The 12,967-nt window shown below is 75.1% G+C and carries 13 protein-coding genes; 8 read left to right on the plus strand and 5 right to left on the minus strand.

The window, feature by feature from the left end:
* Nucleotides 1-4 precede the first annotated feature (4 nt).
* The 3 genes from FHG89_RS22205 to FHG89_RS22215 are packed head-to-tail and all read left to right on the plus strand — an operon-like array spanning nucleotide 5 to nucleotide 3,415.
* Entirely contained in the window at nucleotides 5-817 is an 813-nt protein-coding gene (locus FHG89_RS22205; protein ID WP_139586344.1) for an ABC transporter ATP-binding protein, read from the plus strand.
* Complete coding sequence (locus FHG89_RS22210; RefSeq protein ID WP_139586345.1) at nucleotides 814-2,868, plus strand: penicillin acylase family protein; 2,055 nt, start codon at nucleotides 814-816, stop codon at nucleotides 2,866-2,868. Before FHG89_RS22205 ends, FHG89_RS22210 begins: the two co-directional genes overlap by 4 nt.
* Nucleotides 2,858-3,415, plus strand: a complete 558-nt coding sequence (locus tag FHG89_RS22215; protein ID WP_139586346.1) for a GNAT family N-acetyltransferase — start codon at nucleotides 2,858-2,860, stop codon at nucleotides 3,413-3,415. The genes FHG89_RS22210 and FHG89_RS22215 overlap by 11 nt, the downstream gene beginning before the upstream one ends.
* Before the next feature lie 123 nt (nucleotides 3,416-3,538).
* Here FHG89_RS22215 and FHG89_RS22220 read toward each other — a convergent pair whose 3' ends face one another.
* The 3 genes from FHG89_RS22220 to FHG89_RS22230 all read right to left on the minus strand — a co-directional run bounded on the left by FHG89_RS22220 (nucleotide 3,539) and on the right by FHG89_RS22230 (nucleotide 6,106).
* Entirely contained in the window at nucleotides 3,539-4,147 is a 609-nt protein-coding gene (locus tag FHG89_RS22220) for a bifunctional 4-hydroxy-2-oxoglutarate aldolase/2-dehydro-3-deoxy-phosphogluconate aldolase (protein ID WP_139586347.1), read from the minus strand.
* On the minus strand, nucleotides 4,128-5,099 hold the full coding sequence (locus FHG89_RS22225; RefSeq protein ID WP_244295714.1) for a sugar kinase: 972 nt from the start codon (nucleotides 5,097-5,099) through the stop codon (nucleotides 4,128-4,130). The genes FHG89_RS22220 and FHG89_RS22225 overlap by 20 nt, the downstream gene beginning before the upstream one ends.
* A gap of 155 nt (nucleotides 5,100-5,254) precedes the next feature.
* Nucleotides 5,255-6,106, minus strand: a complete 852-nt coding sequence (locus FHG89_RS22230; RefSeq protein WP_139586349.1) for a S1 family peptidase — start codon at nucleotides 6,104-6,106, stop codon at nucleotides 5,255-5,257.
* A gap of 163 nt (nucleotides 6,107-6,269) precedes the next feature.
* Between FHG89_RS22230 and FHG89_RS34190 the strand changes: the two genes are divergently transcribed.
* Both FHG89_RS34190 and FHG89_RS34195 read left to right on the plus strand, forming a co-directional pair.
* Nucleotides 6,270-6,767 (plus strand): low temperature requirement protein A, encoded by a 498-nt coding sequence (locus FHG89_RS34190; RefSeq protein ID WP_167517490.1) that lies wholly within the window; start codon nucleotides 6,270-6,272, stop codon nucleotides 6,765-6,767.
* Nucleotides 6,724-7,464, plus strand: a complete 741-nt coding sequence (locus FHG89_RS34195; protein ID WP_139586351.1) for a low temperature requirement protein A — start codon at nucleotides 6,724-6,726, stop codon at nucleotides 7,462-7,464. The genes FHG89_RS34190 and FHG89_RS34195 overlap by 44 nt, the downstream gene beginning before the upstream one ends.
* Nucleotides 7,465-7,474: 10 nt before the next feature.
* Here the strand turns inward: FHG89_RS34195 and FHG89_RS22245 are convergent, their stop codons facing one another.
* On the minus strand, nucleotides 7,475-8,047 hold the full coding sequence (locus FHG89_RS22245; protein WP_139586352.1) for a nucleosidase: 573 nt from the start codon (nucleotides 8,045-8,047) through the stop codon (nucleotides 7,475-7,477).
* Between the two features lie 142 nt (nucleotides 8,048-8,189).
* Between FHG89_RS22245 and FHG89_RS22250 the strand changes: the two genes are divergently transcribed.
* The gene (locus tag FHG89_RS22250) at nucleotides 8,190-8,630 is read left to right on the plus strand and encodes a Rieske (2Fe-2S) protein (protein WP_208761054.1); all 441 of its coding nucleotides are present in this window, start codon (nucleotides 8,190-8,192) and stop codon (nucleotides 8,628-8,630) included.
* A 10-nt stretch (nucleotides 8,631-8,640) separates the two neighbouring features.
* Here the strand turns inward: FHG89_RS22250 and FHG89_RS22255 are convergent, their stop codons facing one another.
* The gene (locus tag FHG89_RS22255; protein WP_139586353.1) at nucleotides 8,641-11,250 is read right to left on the minus strand and encodes an Hsp70 family protein; all 2,610 of its coding nucleotides are present in this window, start codon (nucleotides 11,248-11,250) and stop codon (nucleotides 8,641-8,643) included.
* A gap of 161 nt (nucleotides 11,251-11,411) precedes the next feature.
* Between FHG89_RS22255 and FHG89_RS22260 the strand changes: the two genes are divergently transcribed.
* Nucleotides 11,412-12,104: a response regulator transcription factor gene (locus FHG89_RS22260; protein ID WP_139586354.1), complete on the plus strand. Its 693-nt coding sequence runs from the start codon at nucleotides 11,412-11,414 to the stop codon at nucleotides 12,102-12,104.
* Nucleotides 12,097-12,967, plus strand: an 871-nt coding sequence (locus FHG89_RS22265) for a sensor histidine kinase (protein ID WP_139586355.1), incomplete at its 3' end; no start/stop codon positions are given. The genes FHG89_RS22260 and FHG89_RS22265, both read left to right, overlap by 8 nt.

The raw sequence follows: 12,967 nt of genomic DNA on the forward strand, positions 1-12,967 counted from the left end.
ACCCATGCACCCCGGCAGCACCCGGCTCGGCGGCGCCGCGCTGACGCTCGCCTACGACCGGCGCGTCATCGCCGAGAACCTGACAGTCGCCATTCCGGATCAGTCGTTCACGGTGATCATCGGCCCGAACGCGTGCGGCAAGTCGACAGTGCTGCGCGCGCTGTCGCGGATGCTGCGCCCGAACGCCGGCGCGGTGCTGCTGGACGGGCGGGACATCCACGCCCAGTCCGCCCGCACCGTGGCCCGTACCCTCGGCCTGCTGCCGCAGTCGTCGATCGCGCCGGACGGCATCAGCGTCGCCGAGCTGGTCGCCCGGGGCCGCTACCCCCACCAGGGGCTGCTGCGGCAGTGGTCCCGCGAGGACGAGCGGGTGGTCCAGGAGTCGATGGCCGCGACCGGGGTCGACGACCTCGCCGACCGGCTCGTCGACGAGCTGTCCGGCGGGCAGCGGCAGCGGGTGTGGCTGGCCATGGCGCTGGCCCAGCAGACCCCGCTGCTGCTGCTCGACGAGCCGACCACCTACCTGGACATCGCCCACCAGATCGAGATCCTGGACCTCTGCGCCCGACTGCACGAGGAGCAGGGCCGCACCCTGGTCGCGGTGCTGCACGACCTCAACCACGCGGCCCGGTACGCCACCCACCTCATCGCCATGCGTGACGGTCGGGTGGTGGCCGCCGGCGACCCGGCGACGGTGGTCACCGCCGACCTGGTCAACGAGGTGTTCGGGCTGCCCTGCCGGGTGATCGACGACCCGGAGACCGGCACACCGCTCGTCGTCCCCGCCGCCCGCCGCCGAGCCGTCGAGCCGGCGTGAGCGCGCGGCGGTTCCGCGACCGGTGGGGCGTGCCGCACCTGCGCGCCGACGACCCGCTGACCCTGGCTGCCGAGCAGGGCCGGGTGACCGCGTACGACCGGGCGTGGCAGATCGAGGTGGAACGGCACCGGTCCCAGGGCACCAGCGCCGCCTTCCTCGGCGCCGACGCGCTCGCCTGGGACCGGTTCGCCCGGCAGGTACGCCTCGACGACACCGCCCGCCGCTGCCACGCCGCCCTGGACGCGGCGACCGCCCAGTGGGTGGGCGCGTACGTGACCGGGGTGAACGCCGGCCTGGCCGCCGGGGCCGCCCGGGCGCCGGAGTTCGCCGCCACCGGGCTGACCCCGGGCCGGTGGGAGCCGTGGACACCCCTCGCGGTCTGGCTGGGCCACCACATCCTGTTCGCCGGGTTCCCGGGCAAGCTCTGGCGGACGCACGTGGCGCAGCGGCTCGGCCCGGACGCGGTCGAGGCGTTCGCCACCGACGGGCCGGCCGTCGCGGGCAGCAACGGGTGGCTGCTCGCCGCCGAACGCACCGGCACCGGCGCCGCGCTGCTCGCCGGCGACCCGCACCGGTTCATCGAGGACCCGGGCGTCTACCAGCAGATCCGGCTGGCCTGCCCGGAGTACGACGTGGTCGGACTGGCGGTGCCGGGCGTACCGGGCATCGCGCACTTCGGCCACACCGGAGCGGTGGCCTGGGCGATCACCAACGCGATGGCCGACTACCAGGACGTGTACGCCGAGCGGCTGCGCCGCGACGGCCCCGGCGTGCGGGCGCTCGGCCCGGACGGCTGGCAGCCGGCGCACCGGCACGTCGAGACGATCGAGGTGGCCGGGGCCGCACCGGTCGAGGTGGAGGTGCTGGAGACCGACCGGGGTCCGGTGCTCGCCGGCGGACCGGACGAGCCGACCTCGCTCAGCCTGCGCTACCCGCCCCGGGTCCGCGCCGAGCTGGGCTTCGCCGCGCTGCCGGAGCTGCTGCGCGCCCGTACGGTGGCCGATGTGGACCGGGCGCTGCGGCACTGGGTGGAGCCGGTAAACGTGGTGCAGGCGGCGGACACCGCCGGTGGGCTGCTGCACCGGGTGGCGGGAGCGGTGCCGGTACGGCATCCGGACAACGGCCGGCGGGTGGTCCCCGCCTGGGAGGCCCGGCACGCCTGGCAGGGCTGGTACGCGCCGATGCCCCGCGCCGAGGTGACCGGGCAGGCGGTGATGGCCAACGAACGCGGGCTGGCGGCGCCGCTCGGCGTCGAGTTCGCGCCGCCGCACCGCGCGCGTCGGATCGCCGAGCTGCTCGCCGCCGACGAGGACTGGACGGCCGACCGGATGGCCGCCGTGCACACCGACACGCACCTGGGCTCGGCCGGGCCACTGCTGGCGGTGCTCGCCGGGCTGACCGGGCTCGACCCGGACGCCGCCGCGCTGCGCGACCGGCTGCTGCGCTGGGACCGCCGGATGGCCGCCGACAGCACCGACGCCGCCGACTTCGCCACGCTGCGCGCGGCCGTCGTACGCCGGACCGCCGCCCACCCGGCCCTCGCGGCGTTGGCCGAGCCGCCCGCGTACCCGGAGGTGTTCGCGCCCTGGCTGGCGCTGACGCCGCGGGTCGGCTACGCCCTGGAGCACCTGCTCGACGTCACCCGGCTGCCCGACGTGGACATGGCCGCGCTGGTGGGCGCGGCCCTCGCGGAGGTCGGCGGCACGGCGGACGGATCCACGCGCTGGGGGGACCTGCACCGGCTGGCGTCGTGGCGGGCGCTGCCCGACCCGCAGGCCGGACCGGGGCCCCGGCTCGACGGCGACCACGACTGCGTGCTTGCCACGTCGAGCGTGCCAGGGGTCACCCACTGGTGCTTCCGGGGGCCGGCCGCCCGGTTCGTCTGGGACCTGGCGCGGCGCGAGGACAGCCGCTGGGTGGTCCCGCTGGGCGCCTGCGGGGTGCCCGGCGACCCGCACCACGACGACCAGAGCGCCGCCTGGCTCGCCGGCGAGCTGCTGCCGGTGGTCACGGACTGGGACCACCTCGTTGAGGAGAAGGATGACCACTGATCGCCACCACCACCGGCGCGACGTCAGCGGATTCGGTGTGGTCACCATCCGTCCCGTGCGTCCGGACGAGGACGTCGACCTGCTGCACGACTGGGTCACGCAGGAGCGGGCCCGCTTCTGGGGCATGCGGGACGCCAGCCGCGAGCGGGTGCGCGAGATCTACGCGTACCTCGACTCGCTGGACACCCACCACGCGTACCTGGTGCACCGCGACGGCGTGCCTGTCGCGCTGGCGCAGACCTACCAGCCCGACGCCGACCCGGTCGGCGAGTGCTACGACGTACGCCCCGGCGACATCGGCGTCCACCTGCTCGTCGGGCCGCCGGTGGCTGTCGAGCGCGGCTTCACCGGCACGCTGTTCGGCGCGATCCTCGACTTCGTCCTCGCCGACCCGGGTCGGCTGCGGGTCGTGATGGAACCCGACGCCCGCAACGACCGCGCCATCAACCGGTTCCGGCGCGCCGGGTTCCGGCCCGGACCGATGATCGACCTGCCGGAGAAACGCGCCCGGCTGCTCTTCCTCGACCGGCCGGCGGCCGACGGCTGACGCCACCGGCGGCTAACCGGCCGCCGGCCCGGGTGCGCGCGACACCCCGACCTGCGGCCGGCCACCGGAGCGGTAAGCGTGAGGCAGTCCCGCCGCCCCGCCCAGCTCGACGCGGGGCGCCGGTCAGCGCGGGTGTGTCGCCAGCTTGGCCAGCGCGTCGAGCTGGGTGGGGTCGGAGAGGGCCGAGCCCACAGCCGCCACCCGCACGCCCGCGTCGAGGAACGCGGCGGCGTTGCCCGCGTCGAGGCCGCCGGTGGCGACGAAGCGCAGTTGCGGCAGGGGGCCGGCGATCGCCCGGAACCAGGCCGGCCCGAGGGAGATCGCCGGGAACGCCTTGAGCCAGGTGAGGCCGTGCCGAAGCGCCTGCTGCGCCTCCGTCGGGGTGGCCACGCCGGGAAGGTGGGGCAGGCCGCGCGCGGCGGCGGCGTCGGCCACATCGAGGTCGAGACCGGGCGCGACGGTGAACGCGGCCCCCGCGTCGGCCGCCGCCGCGACCTGCCCGCCGTCGAGCACGGTGCCGGCGCCGACGATCCGGCCACGCTCGGCGCCGGCCTCGACGGCGGCCCGCAGCGCCGGCACCGCGTCGGGCGTGGCCACCGGGACCTCCACCACGTCGATGCCGAGATCCCAGGCGCGTACGGCGAGCCGGACGGTCTCGGCCACCGGCAGGCCGCGCAGGATCGCCATCACCCGGGCGCCGCCGAAGATCTGGTCAAAGTCCGTTGTGGTCATGGTCCACTCCATCCGAGGTCAGGTCCAGTGGTGACCAGGCGTCGTCGGGGGCGTCGAGCAGGCGCTCGAACCACGGCCACGGCGGCAGCGCCGCGTTGTCACCGATGCTGCCCAACGCCTGCGCGGCGACGAGATGACCGAGGCGCAGCCGCCGCGCCGGGTCGAGGCCACGCAGCAGCCCGGCCAGGTAGCCACCGGCGAACGCGTCCCCGGCCCCGACCGGCTCCACCACCGTCACCCGGGGCGCCGGCACGAAGACCGGCTCGGCGTCATGGCACAGCGCGGTGGCGCCCACCGCGCCGTCCTTGACCACCACGGTCCGTGGGCCGGGCAGCAGCCGGCGTACGGCCATCGGGTCGGCGGTGTCCCAGAGGGCGTACGCCTCGTCCTGGCCGACGAAGACGAGGTCGCTGCGGTCGGCGAGGTCACGCAGCACCGGCGCGGCCTCGTCGACCGGCCAGAGCCGGGCCCGGTGGTTGACGTCGAAGCTGACCAGCGCGCCCGGCAGCGGCCGGTCGGTCACCGCGTGCTCGGTCAGCGCCCGGCAGGTGGCGGAGAGCGCCGGGGTGATCCCGGACAGGTGCAGCACCCGGGCACCGGCCAGCCGGGGGTCGGCCAAAGTGCCGGTGTCCATCCGGGAGGCCGCCGATCCGGCCCGGTAGTAGTGCACGGCGGTGCCGCCCGGGTCCGGGTCCTTCACGTACAGGCCGGTGGGGGCGCCCGGGTCGACCCGTACGGAGTCCACGCGTACGCCGGCGGCGGCGACGTGCCGGACGACGGCCCGGCCGAACGGGTCGTCGCCGACCCGGCTCACCCAGGTCGCCCGGTGCCCGAGCCGGGCCAGGTAGCCGGCCACGTTGGACTCCGCGCCGCCGACCGAGACGGCGACCCGTTCGGCGTCCTGGAGCGGCACACCCGGGGCGGGGCAGAGCATCACCATGGTCTCCCCCACCGCCGCCACCTCGACCGACGCCGGGCTGATCGGGCCAGTCGGACGGTCGGGCCGAAGGTCCGATGGCATGGGGGCGCACGTCCTCACGGGCAGGGGCCGGGGCGCCACCGAGCCTAGGACGTGTCGCGCGCGGCGGGCAAGCTGTCCCGCTGGGATCAGGGCAGGGTCAGCCCGTACGCGGCGAGCACCTCCGTGATCGGCTGGTAGTAGCTGGTGCCGCCGGAGGTGCAGTTGCCGCTGCCACCGGAGAGGATGCCGATGATGGTGCCGGTGGACGCCACGTAGAGCGGGCCGCCGCTGTCTCCCGGCTCGGCGCAGATGTTGGTGCGGATCAGCCCGTAGACCACGCCCTCGGCGTAGTTGACGGTCTGGTTGAGCCCGGTGACGCTGCCGCAGCGCACCCCGGTCGTGGCGCCGCTGCGGCACACCGCCTGACCCACGTACGCGTTGCCGGCGCCGTAGATGGTGAGCAGTCCGGGATAGGTGTAGACGGCGCTCGGATGGGCGATCCGGCCGGTGTAGCGGATCAGCCCGTAGTCGTTGCTCGGGAAGCTGGTGGCGGTGCGGGTGCCGAGCACTGTGGTCTGCGCGCTGTCGGCGTACCAGGCGCTGACGGCGGCGGTGCAGTGCCCGGCGGTGATCACGTAGTAGGTGCTGCCGCTGCGCACGTTCGCGCCGAGGGAACAGCGACTGCCGCCACCGTAGATGCCCTGGCCGGCGGCGATCAGGGTCCGCAGCGTTCCGGGTTCGTGGCGCAGCAGCGCGCCGGCTCGTGCGGCCACCGCCCGCAGGGCCGCCAGGTCGGCGGGGGCGACGGTGTCGTCGACGGTGAGGGTCGTCCGGCCGGTGGCCGGGTCGAGGCCCCAGGCGGTGCCCGCCGTGCGGACCCGGGCCAGTACGGCGGCGGGCTCGGCGGTGGACCGGTCGGGGACGCCTGCCTGCGCGGCGCCGGGCGCGACGAGCACGAGGACGGTCAGGACGAGGGCGACGAGCGGGGAGCGGCGCATCCGAACCTCCGCAGAGATCGAAATATGTGGATGCGACAAGCATCGCCCGGCGGCCGACGCCATGGCAACCTCGCGCCGACGTCACACCGGCGGAATCGCCGATCCTCGGACGGACGCCACCGACGCCGCCGATAATTCCGGTGGACACAGCGGGAGGCCGGGCATGACCACCAGAGGTAACCCGGCGCTGGTCCGCCGTCTGGACGGGTCGACCCGGGCGACGCTGCTGGAGCTGCTCTTCGACGTGGTCTTCGTGGCCGCGCTCGCGCAGACCTCGAAGCTGCTCGCCGACCAGGAGTCCTGGGCGCAGAGCGCGGCGGTGGCGCTGATGCTGACGGCGATCTGGTGGACCTGGTCGGTCACCTCCACCACAACCGAGTTCTACGACCCGCAGCAACGCCCCATCCAGGCCATCCTCATGGTGGCCATGGTCGGCTCGGTCGGGATGGCGGCATCGCTGCCGATGGTCACCAGAGGGCAGGCCACGGTCTTCGCGCTCGCCTACGTCGGCACCCACGTGGTGCGCGGCATCGTCCTGGTCAGCACGTTGTACCGGCAGCAGCACCGCTCGGCCATGGCGCGCGCCACCCGGTTCCTGTTCTGGTTCCTGGTGTCCGGTGTCCGGTGTCCTGTGGATCATCGGTGCGGTTGCCGACAATGAGCGGTGGTGGATCTGGATCATCGCGATCGCGATCGACCTGCTCTCCGCGGCGGCGCGCTACCCCACGCCCTGGATCGGCCGGGTGCCCCTGGACCAGTACGACCGGACCACCGCGCACCTCGGCGAGCGGTACCAGCAGTTCGTCATCCTGGCCCTCGGCGACATCATCCTGGTGCCCACCCTGGAACTCAGCCGCAGCGAATTCGACCGCTTCAGGATCACCGCCCTGCTCTGCGCGTTCGCGATCATGCTGCTGCTCTGGCAGATCTACGTCTACCGGGCCGGCGAGTTGCTCGAGACCGCGGCCGCGTCAGTGCCCGGACGGTCCACCCGGGTCACTCCGTACAGCCATCTGGTGCTGCTGGTCGGCGTGGCCGTCACGGCGGCCTCCTTCGACCTGGTCGTCGACCGTCCGACCGGACCGACCCCGGCGCGGTGGCTGATGCTGATCATCGGCGGACCGCTGATCTTCGTGCTCGGCCGGGTCCTGTTCGCCTATCTGCTGTCCGCCCGCGTGCCGTGGCGGCGAGTGGCGTCGCAACTGCTGCCCCTGCTGGTGCTGCCCTGGGCCGGCGGCTGGCCACCGGTGCTGGTCAGCGCGATCGTGGCCCTCGCCCTGGCCGTGCACGTCCTAGCCCCCAGAAGCGGCGGCCGGGAAACCACGCGGGGGCTCGGACCGCGACGACCCGCCGGATGACCCTCGACGGTCAGGCGAGGTGCCGACCGGCCCAGTCGGCGAGGTCCCGGGCGCAGGCGTCCACCGAATCCCGCCACGTCCGGGCGGCGCCGTCGCCCGCCTCGTCGCTGACCTGCTTGATCAGCCGGCAGGGCACACCGGCCTGCGCGGCGGCCCACGCCACCGCGTACCCCTCCATGTCGACCAGGTCGGCGCGCTGGGCCAACCGGTCCCGCGCGTCGTCGTCGGCCACGAACGTGTCGCCGGTGGCCAGCACCGCCCCCTCGGCGGCCAGCGCCAGCGGCGCCCCGTAGGTCTCGCCGGTGAGCGTGCGCAGCAGGGCCGTGTCCAGGTCGTGCTGGAGCACGGTGGCGACCTCGTGGATGCCCGCCCACCCGGGGCGCAGCGCGCCGGCCGTGCCCAGGTTGAGCAGCAGACCGGGGCGCGGCCCGGCGGCCAGCACCGCCGACACCGCGCTGGCGGCGTTGACCTTGCCCATCCCGGTGAGCAGCACCGGCAGATCCGGCGGGAGGTAGCGGGCCTCCTTCCCCACGGCGAGGACCACCAGCGGACGATCGGCGCGGACCGTACCCCGAAGAATCACCGGAGCATCGTACGGGCCCGGCCCGGCCCGGCCGAGCGCACCCAGCCACCGTCCAGCCCGCTCGCATCGCGCGTTCAGTCCGGTGGGGCAGGCTGGTCCGGCGAGCCACCGGGCGACGGCGGTCCGGGCCGCGACGAGAGAGGTGACGACTGTGTACGACGGGCAGGAATTCCTCCGCGACAACCGCTGGTGCCTGAGCCGGCGCGCCCTGCTCACCGGGGCCGGCGCGGTCGGCGCCGCCGGGCTGCTCAGCGCCTGCGGCGCGGGTGACGGCCCGACCGGTCAGGCGGCCGCCACTCCCGGAACCGTGCTGGCCCGCACCGCCGACGTGCCGGTCGGCGGAGGCACGGTGACCAGCGGCGTACTGGTCGTGCAACCGGAGGCCGGCAGGTTCAAGGCGTACGACACGACCTGCCCCCACCAGGGCGTACGGGTCGGCGCGCCAACCGACGGGGTGATCACCTGCCCGGCGCACAACTCCACCTTCGCCGTCGGCGACGGCGCCCGCCTCGGCGGCCCCGCGACCCGAGGGCTCACCGAGATCCCGATCACGGTCGACGGCACGACGATCGTCCGAGCCTGACCCCGCCCGGTCACTCGTCGGCGAAGCGGTACAGCACGAAGTCCCTGTCGGCGCCGCAGGCGATGACCCGGTTGTTCCACGAGCACGACGCGCTGCGGACGTCCTGGAGTTCACCCAGCTCGTCGACCTCGCCGGACCCGGCCCACACGCCTGCCAGCACCCGGTTGTCCGCGACAGTGCTGGGCGCCGTGGCGAACACCAGCAGGTTGCCGGCGTCGAGTCGCGCCGCCACGCCACCCCGGTCGCGCAGCACGGGCTTACCGGCGGCGTCGAAGAGGGTCACGGCGGGCTTCGGGTACTCCCGCTGGGCGAGCACCCGCTCACCCAACGGGATCACGCCCGTCACGCCCGGGGCGGACCAGCGGAGCGCGCGCTCACCCTCGGTCGCCGCCACCACCTCGGTCCGCTCGGCCTGACCGCCCGGCACCTGCACCAGGCACGCCCGCCGCTCGCCGCAGGCCACCAGCTCCTTCGGGCGGTACTCGTCGTCCCCGGACCGGAAGAGGACCACCGGCTCGGCGTCGGAGCCCAGGTCGTACGACAGCAACTGGTAGCCGGTGTCGTTGGCGGCCACGTACAGGCGGTCCTCGTGGGCCACCACCAGGTCGTCGAGGTCGGCGACGCTGCCCCACTGGCGCAGGACGGCGCCGGAGGCCATGTCGAGCAGCCGCACCGAACGGTCCGCGCCGACCTGCACGAGTCGGCGTCCCTTGCCCGTCCACGGGTCGCGGGGTGCGCCGTCGAGGAAGGCCGGACCGCCGGCGGCCTCGTCGGTGCCGACCGGCCGCACGACGGTACGGACGCCGCCGTACTGGTCGGTGGGACTGGGCTTGTTCCACGTCTCGTCACCGTCGCGCAGGCGCAGGCCGACCAGCCGGCCGGCGGCCCGGTCGACAAGCACCGCCGTGTCGTCGGCGAAGAAGACGTCATCGTCGCCGCGGACCGACCGCTGCCAGCGCTGGGCGCCCGAGCGGCCGTCGAGGACGGCCAGCGGCCGGGGGGTGCTGTCGCCCGGGGCGTCGGCGAGGACCGCGACCGCGCCGGGGAGGGCGATCAGCGCCCTCCAGTCGTCGGCGGTGACGTCGGTCGCCCTGCGCCACAGCTCGTCGCCGGTGCCGGCATCGACGGCCACCACCTCCAGCCGGTCGTCGGGCAGCGGATAGCCCAGGTAGGCCCGGTCACCGAGCACCGCCGTCCACATGGCGTCCGGCCGCTCGCTGCCGGCCGCCGGGCGGGACAGCTCGCGCAGCGGCCCGAACTCCAGGTCCGGGTAGCGGTCCCGGGTGAGGTACAGCGTCGTCGCGGTCGCCACGGCGGCCAGGGCGAGCACCGCCACGGGCACCATCCAGCGCGCCCGCCGCCAGGGCGACCCGACGCCCGCCGGCACGGCCGCCGGTGGAGGCGAACCCGGCCACGGCGAGCCGGGCACCGGGGCAGGCGGCGGCGCGGCGACGGGCGGCCCGGCGTACGCGGGCTGCGCCCGGCGCAGTGGAAGGTCGGTCAGCGCGCCCTCGGCCACCGGCAGCTCCGGCTGGTCCAGCACCGTCGGCGCCACACCCAGCTCGGCGTGCAGCATCCGGGCCACGAGCGGGATCCGCGACGAACCACCGACCAGGAACAACCCGTCGAGCTGGTCCGGACGCAGCCCGGCGGCGGCGATCACCTCCCGGGCGCGGTCCACCGCCCGGCGGAGCAGCGGTGTGGCGACGCGCTCCACGTCGGCCCGGGTCAGCTGCACCGCGTCCGGCAACCCCGGCACCGCGACCGGGGCCACCACGGAACGGGACAGCGTCTCCTTCGCACCCCGTACCTCGTCCCACAGCCGGACCTGGTCGCGGCGCTGCGCCGCGTCCCCCGGCCCGACAAGCCGCGCCCACTGCGCGGCGTGCCGTTCACCGACCAGCTCACCGACCCGCCGCACCAGCGCGGCGTCGAGATCCAGGCCGCCCAGGTCGGGCAGCCCGCCGTCGGCGACCACGCTGAACCCGGAATCACCCCACGGGTCCGCGCCCTCGTTGCGCAGCACCGCGACGTCGAGCGTCCCGCCGCCGAAGTCGAACACCGCGATCGCGCCGCCGACCGGCACCGGCCGGTGCAGCACCTGGGTGTAGTAGCGGGCCGCGGCCACCGGCTCGCGCAGCAACCGGGTGCCCGGCGGGGTCGGCCCGGCGAGGGTGTGCTCGGCGGCCTGCGGCCAGCCCGCCCGCAACAACGCGTCGGCGAGCACCTGCCGACGCGTCCCGTCCCACGCCGCCGGGCAGGTCAGCACGGCCGGGGGCAGGAAACCCACGGCGCCCACGGCGGCCCGCGCCACCGCCGCCAGCACCGCGGCGAGCAGGTCCGCCGGCGGGTACGAGCGCTCGCCCAGCGGCACGGTCGGCTCGTCCACGCGGCGTTTCGGGTTCGCCTCGAACCGGGCCGGGTCGGCCAGCGCCAACCGTCGCGCGTCCCAGCCGACGTGCAGGGTGCCGTCCGGGTCGGCGTACACGGCGGACGGACTGACCGGCTGACCGTCCATCAGCAGCGGACGGGTCCGCCCGTCCGGCCAGCGCAGCACCGCGACCGTGTTGGACGTACCGAGGTCGACGCCGAGGGCGAAACCCTCGTGCTGGGCTGCCATCTACCGCTACCTCCGCCGCGACGAGGAAAACTCGACCCCGAATCGTACGCAGCCCGCGCCGCCCGGCTGATCACTCGGTCAGTCGGGACGTAAGAAGACCGCAAGATCTGCGCCGTCGTCGACCCCGTCGGCGCTGGCTAGGCTGGCCGGGGAGGTGGCCGGTGGCGCAGCGGGTGCTCGTGGTCGACGACGACCGGACCGTCAGCGACGTGGTCTGCCGGTATCTGGAGCACGCCGGGTACGACGTGAGCCACGTCGGGGACGGGCTGGCCGCCCTGGAGGCCGTCCGGGACCGGCCGCCGCACCTCGTGGTGCTGGATCTGATGCTGCCCGGGCTGGACGGGTTGCAGGTGTGCCGGCGGCTGCGCGAGCGGCCGGACGGCGTACCCATCATCATGTTGACCGCGCGTGGCGACGAGGCCGACCGGGTGCTCGGCCTGCAACTGGGCGCGGACGACTACCTGGGCAAGCCGTTCTCCCCGCGTGAGCTGGTGCTGCGGGTCGGCTCGGTGCTGCGCCGGGCCGGCGAGCCGGCCGGGCCGCCGGCCGAGCTCCTCGCCGACGCGGGGTTGGAGGTCGCGACGGGGCCGCGGATCGCCCGGTTGCACGGCCGCGAGCTGGCCCTGACGGTACGGGAGTTCGACCTGCTGGCGCACCTGATGCGGCACCCGAGGCGGGCGTTCCGCCGCACCGAGTTGCTGGAACGGGTGTGGGGCTGGACCTTCGGGGACGAGTCCACGGTGACCGTCCACGTGCGGCGGCTGCGGGAGAAGGTCGAGGACGATCCGGCCGAGCCGCGCCGGATCGTCACGGTCTGGGGTGTCGGCTACCGGTACGAGCCGGCCGATGCGTGACCTGGCGCTGATCTTCGCGGCGGCGCTCGCGGCGGCCCTCGGCGTGGGTCTGCTCGGGGCGTTGACCCTGCGGCTGCTGCGCGACCGGTCGATCACCGTGCACGTCTGCGTCCTGCTCACGATCACGGTCGCCGCCGTGGTGGCCGGCGTCGTGGTGGTCGCCCAGGCGATGTTCCTGTCTCCACACGACCTCCAGGTCGTCCTGCTCACCGTGGCCGCCGCGGCGTCGGTGAGTCTCGCCGTCGGCTGGTACTTCGGGCGGCGGCTGGCCACGGCCGCGGTCTGGGCGGACCAGGCCCGGGAACGGGAGCGGCGGGTCGAGAAGGGCCGTCGGGACCTGGTGGCCTGGGTGTCGCACGACCTGCGCACGCCACTGGCCGGGCTGCGGGCGATGGCCGAGGCGCTGGAGGACCGGGTGGTCGACGACCCGGGGACGGTCGCCGAGTACCACAGGCGCATCCGCACGCAGACCGACCGGATGACACGCCTCGTCGACGACCTGTTCGAGCTGTCCCGGATCAACGCCGGTGCGTTGCGGCTGACGATGTCGGCGGTGCCGTTGGGTGAGGTGGTCTCCGACGCGTTGGCCGGCACCGCGCCGCTGGCCGAGGCCCGGCGGATCCGTCTGGTGGCCGCCGAGTCGGGGTGGCCCACCGTGCTGGCCAGCGAGCCCGAACTGGCCCGGGTGGTGGGCAATCTGCTGCTCAACGCGGTGCGCTACACCCCGAGCGACGGCACCGTCCGGGTGGACGCCGGGCGCGAACGCGACGCCGCCTGGTTGGCGGTCGCCGACACCTGCGGCGGCATCCCGGAGGGCGACCTGCCCCGGCTGTGCGACGTGGCGTTCCGGGGCGAGCCGGCCC

The sequence above is a fragment of the Micromonospora orduensis genome, assembly GCF_006228125.1.
GTDB lineage: Bacteria > Actinomycetota > Actinomycetes > Mycobacteriales > Micromonosporaceae > Micromonospora > Micromonospora orduensis.

What these genes read in the sequence shown, in the direction of transcription:
- FHG89_RS34190 (WP_167517490.1), top strand. Translation starts at nt 6,270, where the DNA reads ATGACCACCAGAGGTAACCCGGCGCTGGTCCGCCGTCTGGACGGGTCG.
- FHG89_RS22220 (WP_139586347.1), bottom strand. Translation starts at nt 4,147, where the DNA reads ATGACCACAACGGACTTTGACCAGATCTTCGGCGGCGCCCGGGTGATG.
- FHG89_RS22205 (WP_139586344.1), top strand. Translation starts at nt 5, where the DNA reads ATGCACCCCGGCAGCACCCGGCTCGGCGGCGCCGCGCTGACGCTCGCC.
- FHG89_RS22215 (WP_139586346.1), top strand. Translation starts at nt 2,858, where the DNA reads ATGACCACTGATCGCCACCACCACCGGCGCGACGTCAGCGGATTCGGT.
- FHG89_RS22255 (WP_139586353.1), bottom strand. Translation starts at nt 11,250, where the DNA reads ATGGCAGCCCAGCACGAGGGTTTCGCCCTCGGCGTCGACCTCGGTACG.
- FHG89_RS22230 (WP_139586349.1), bottom strand. Translation starts at nt 6,106, where the DNA reads ATGCGCCGCTCCCCGCTCGTCGCCCTCGTCCTGACCGTCCTCGTGCTC.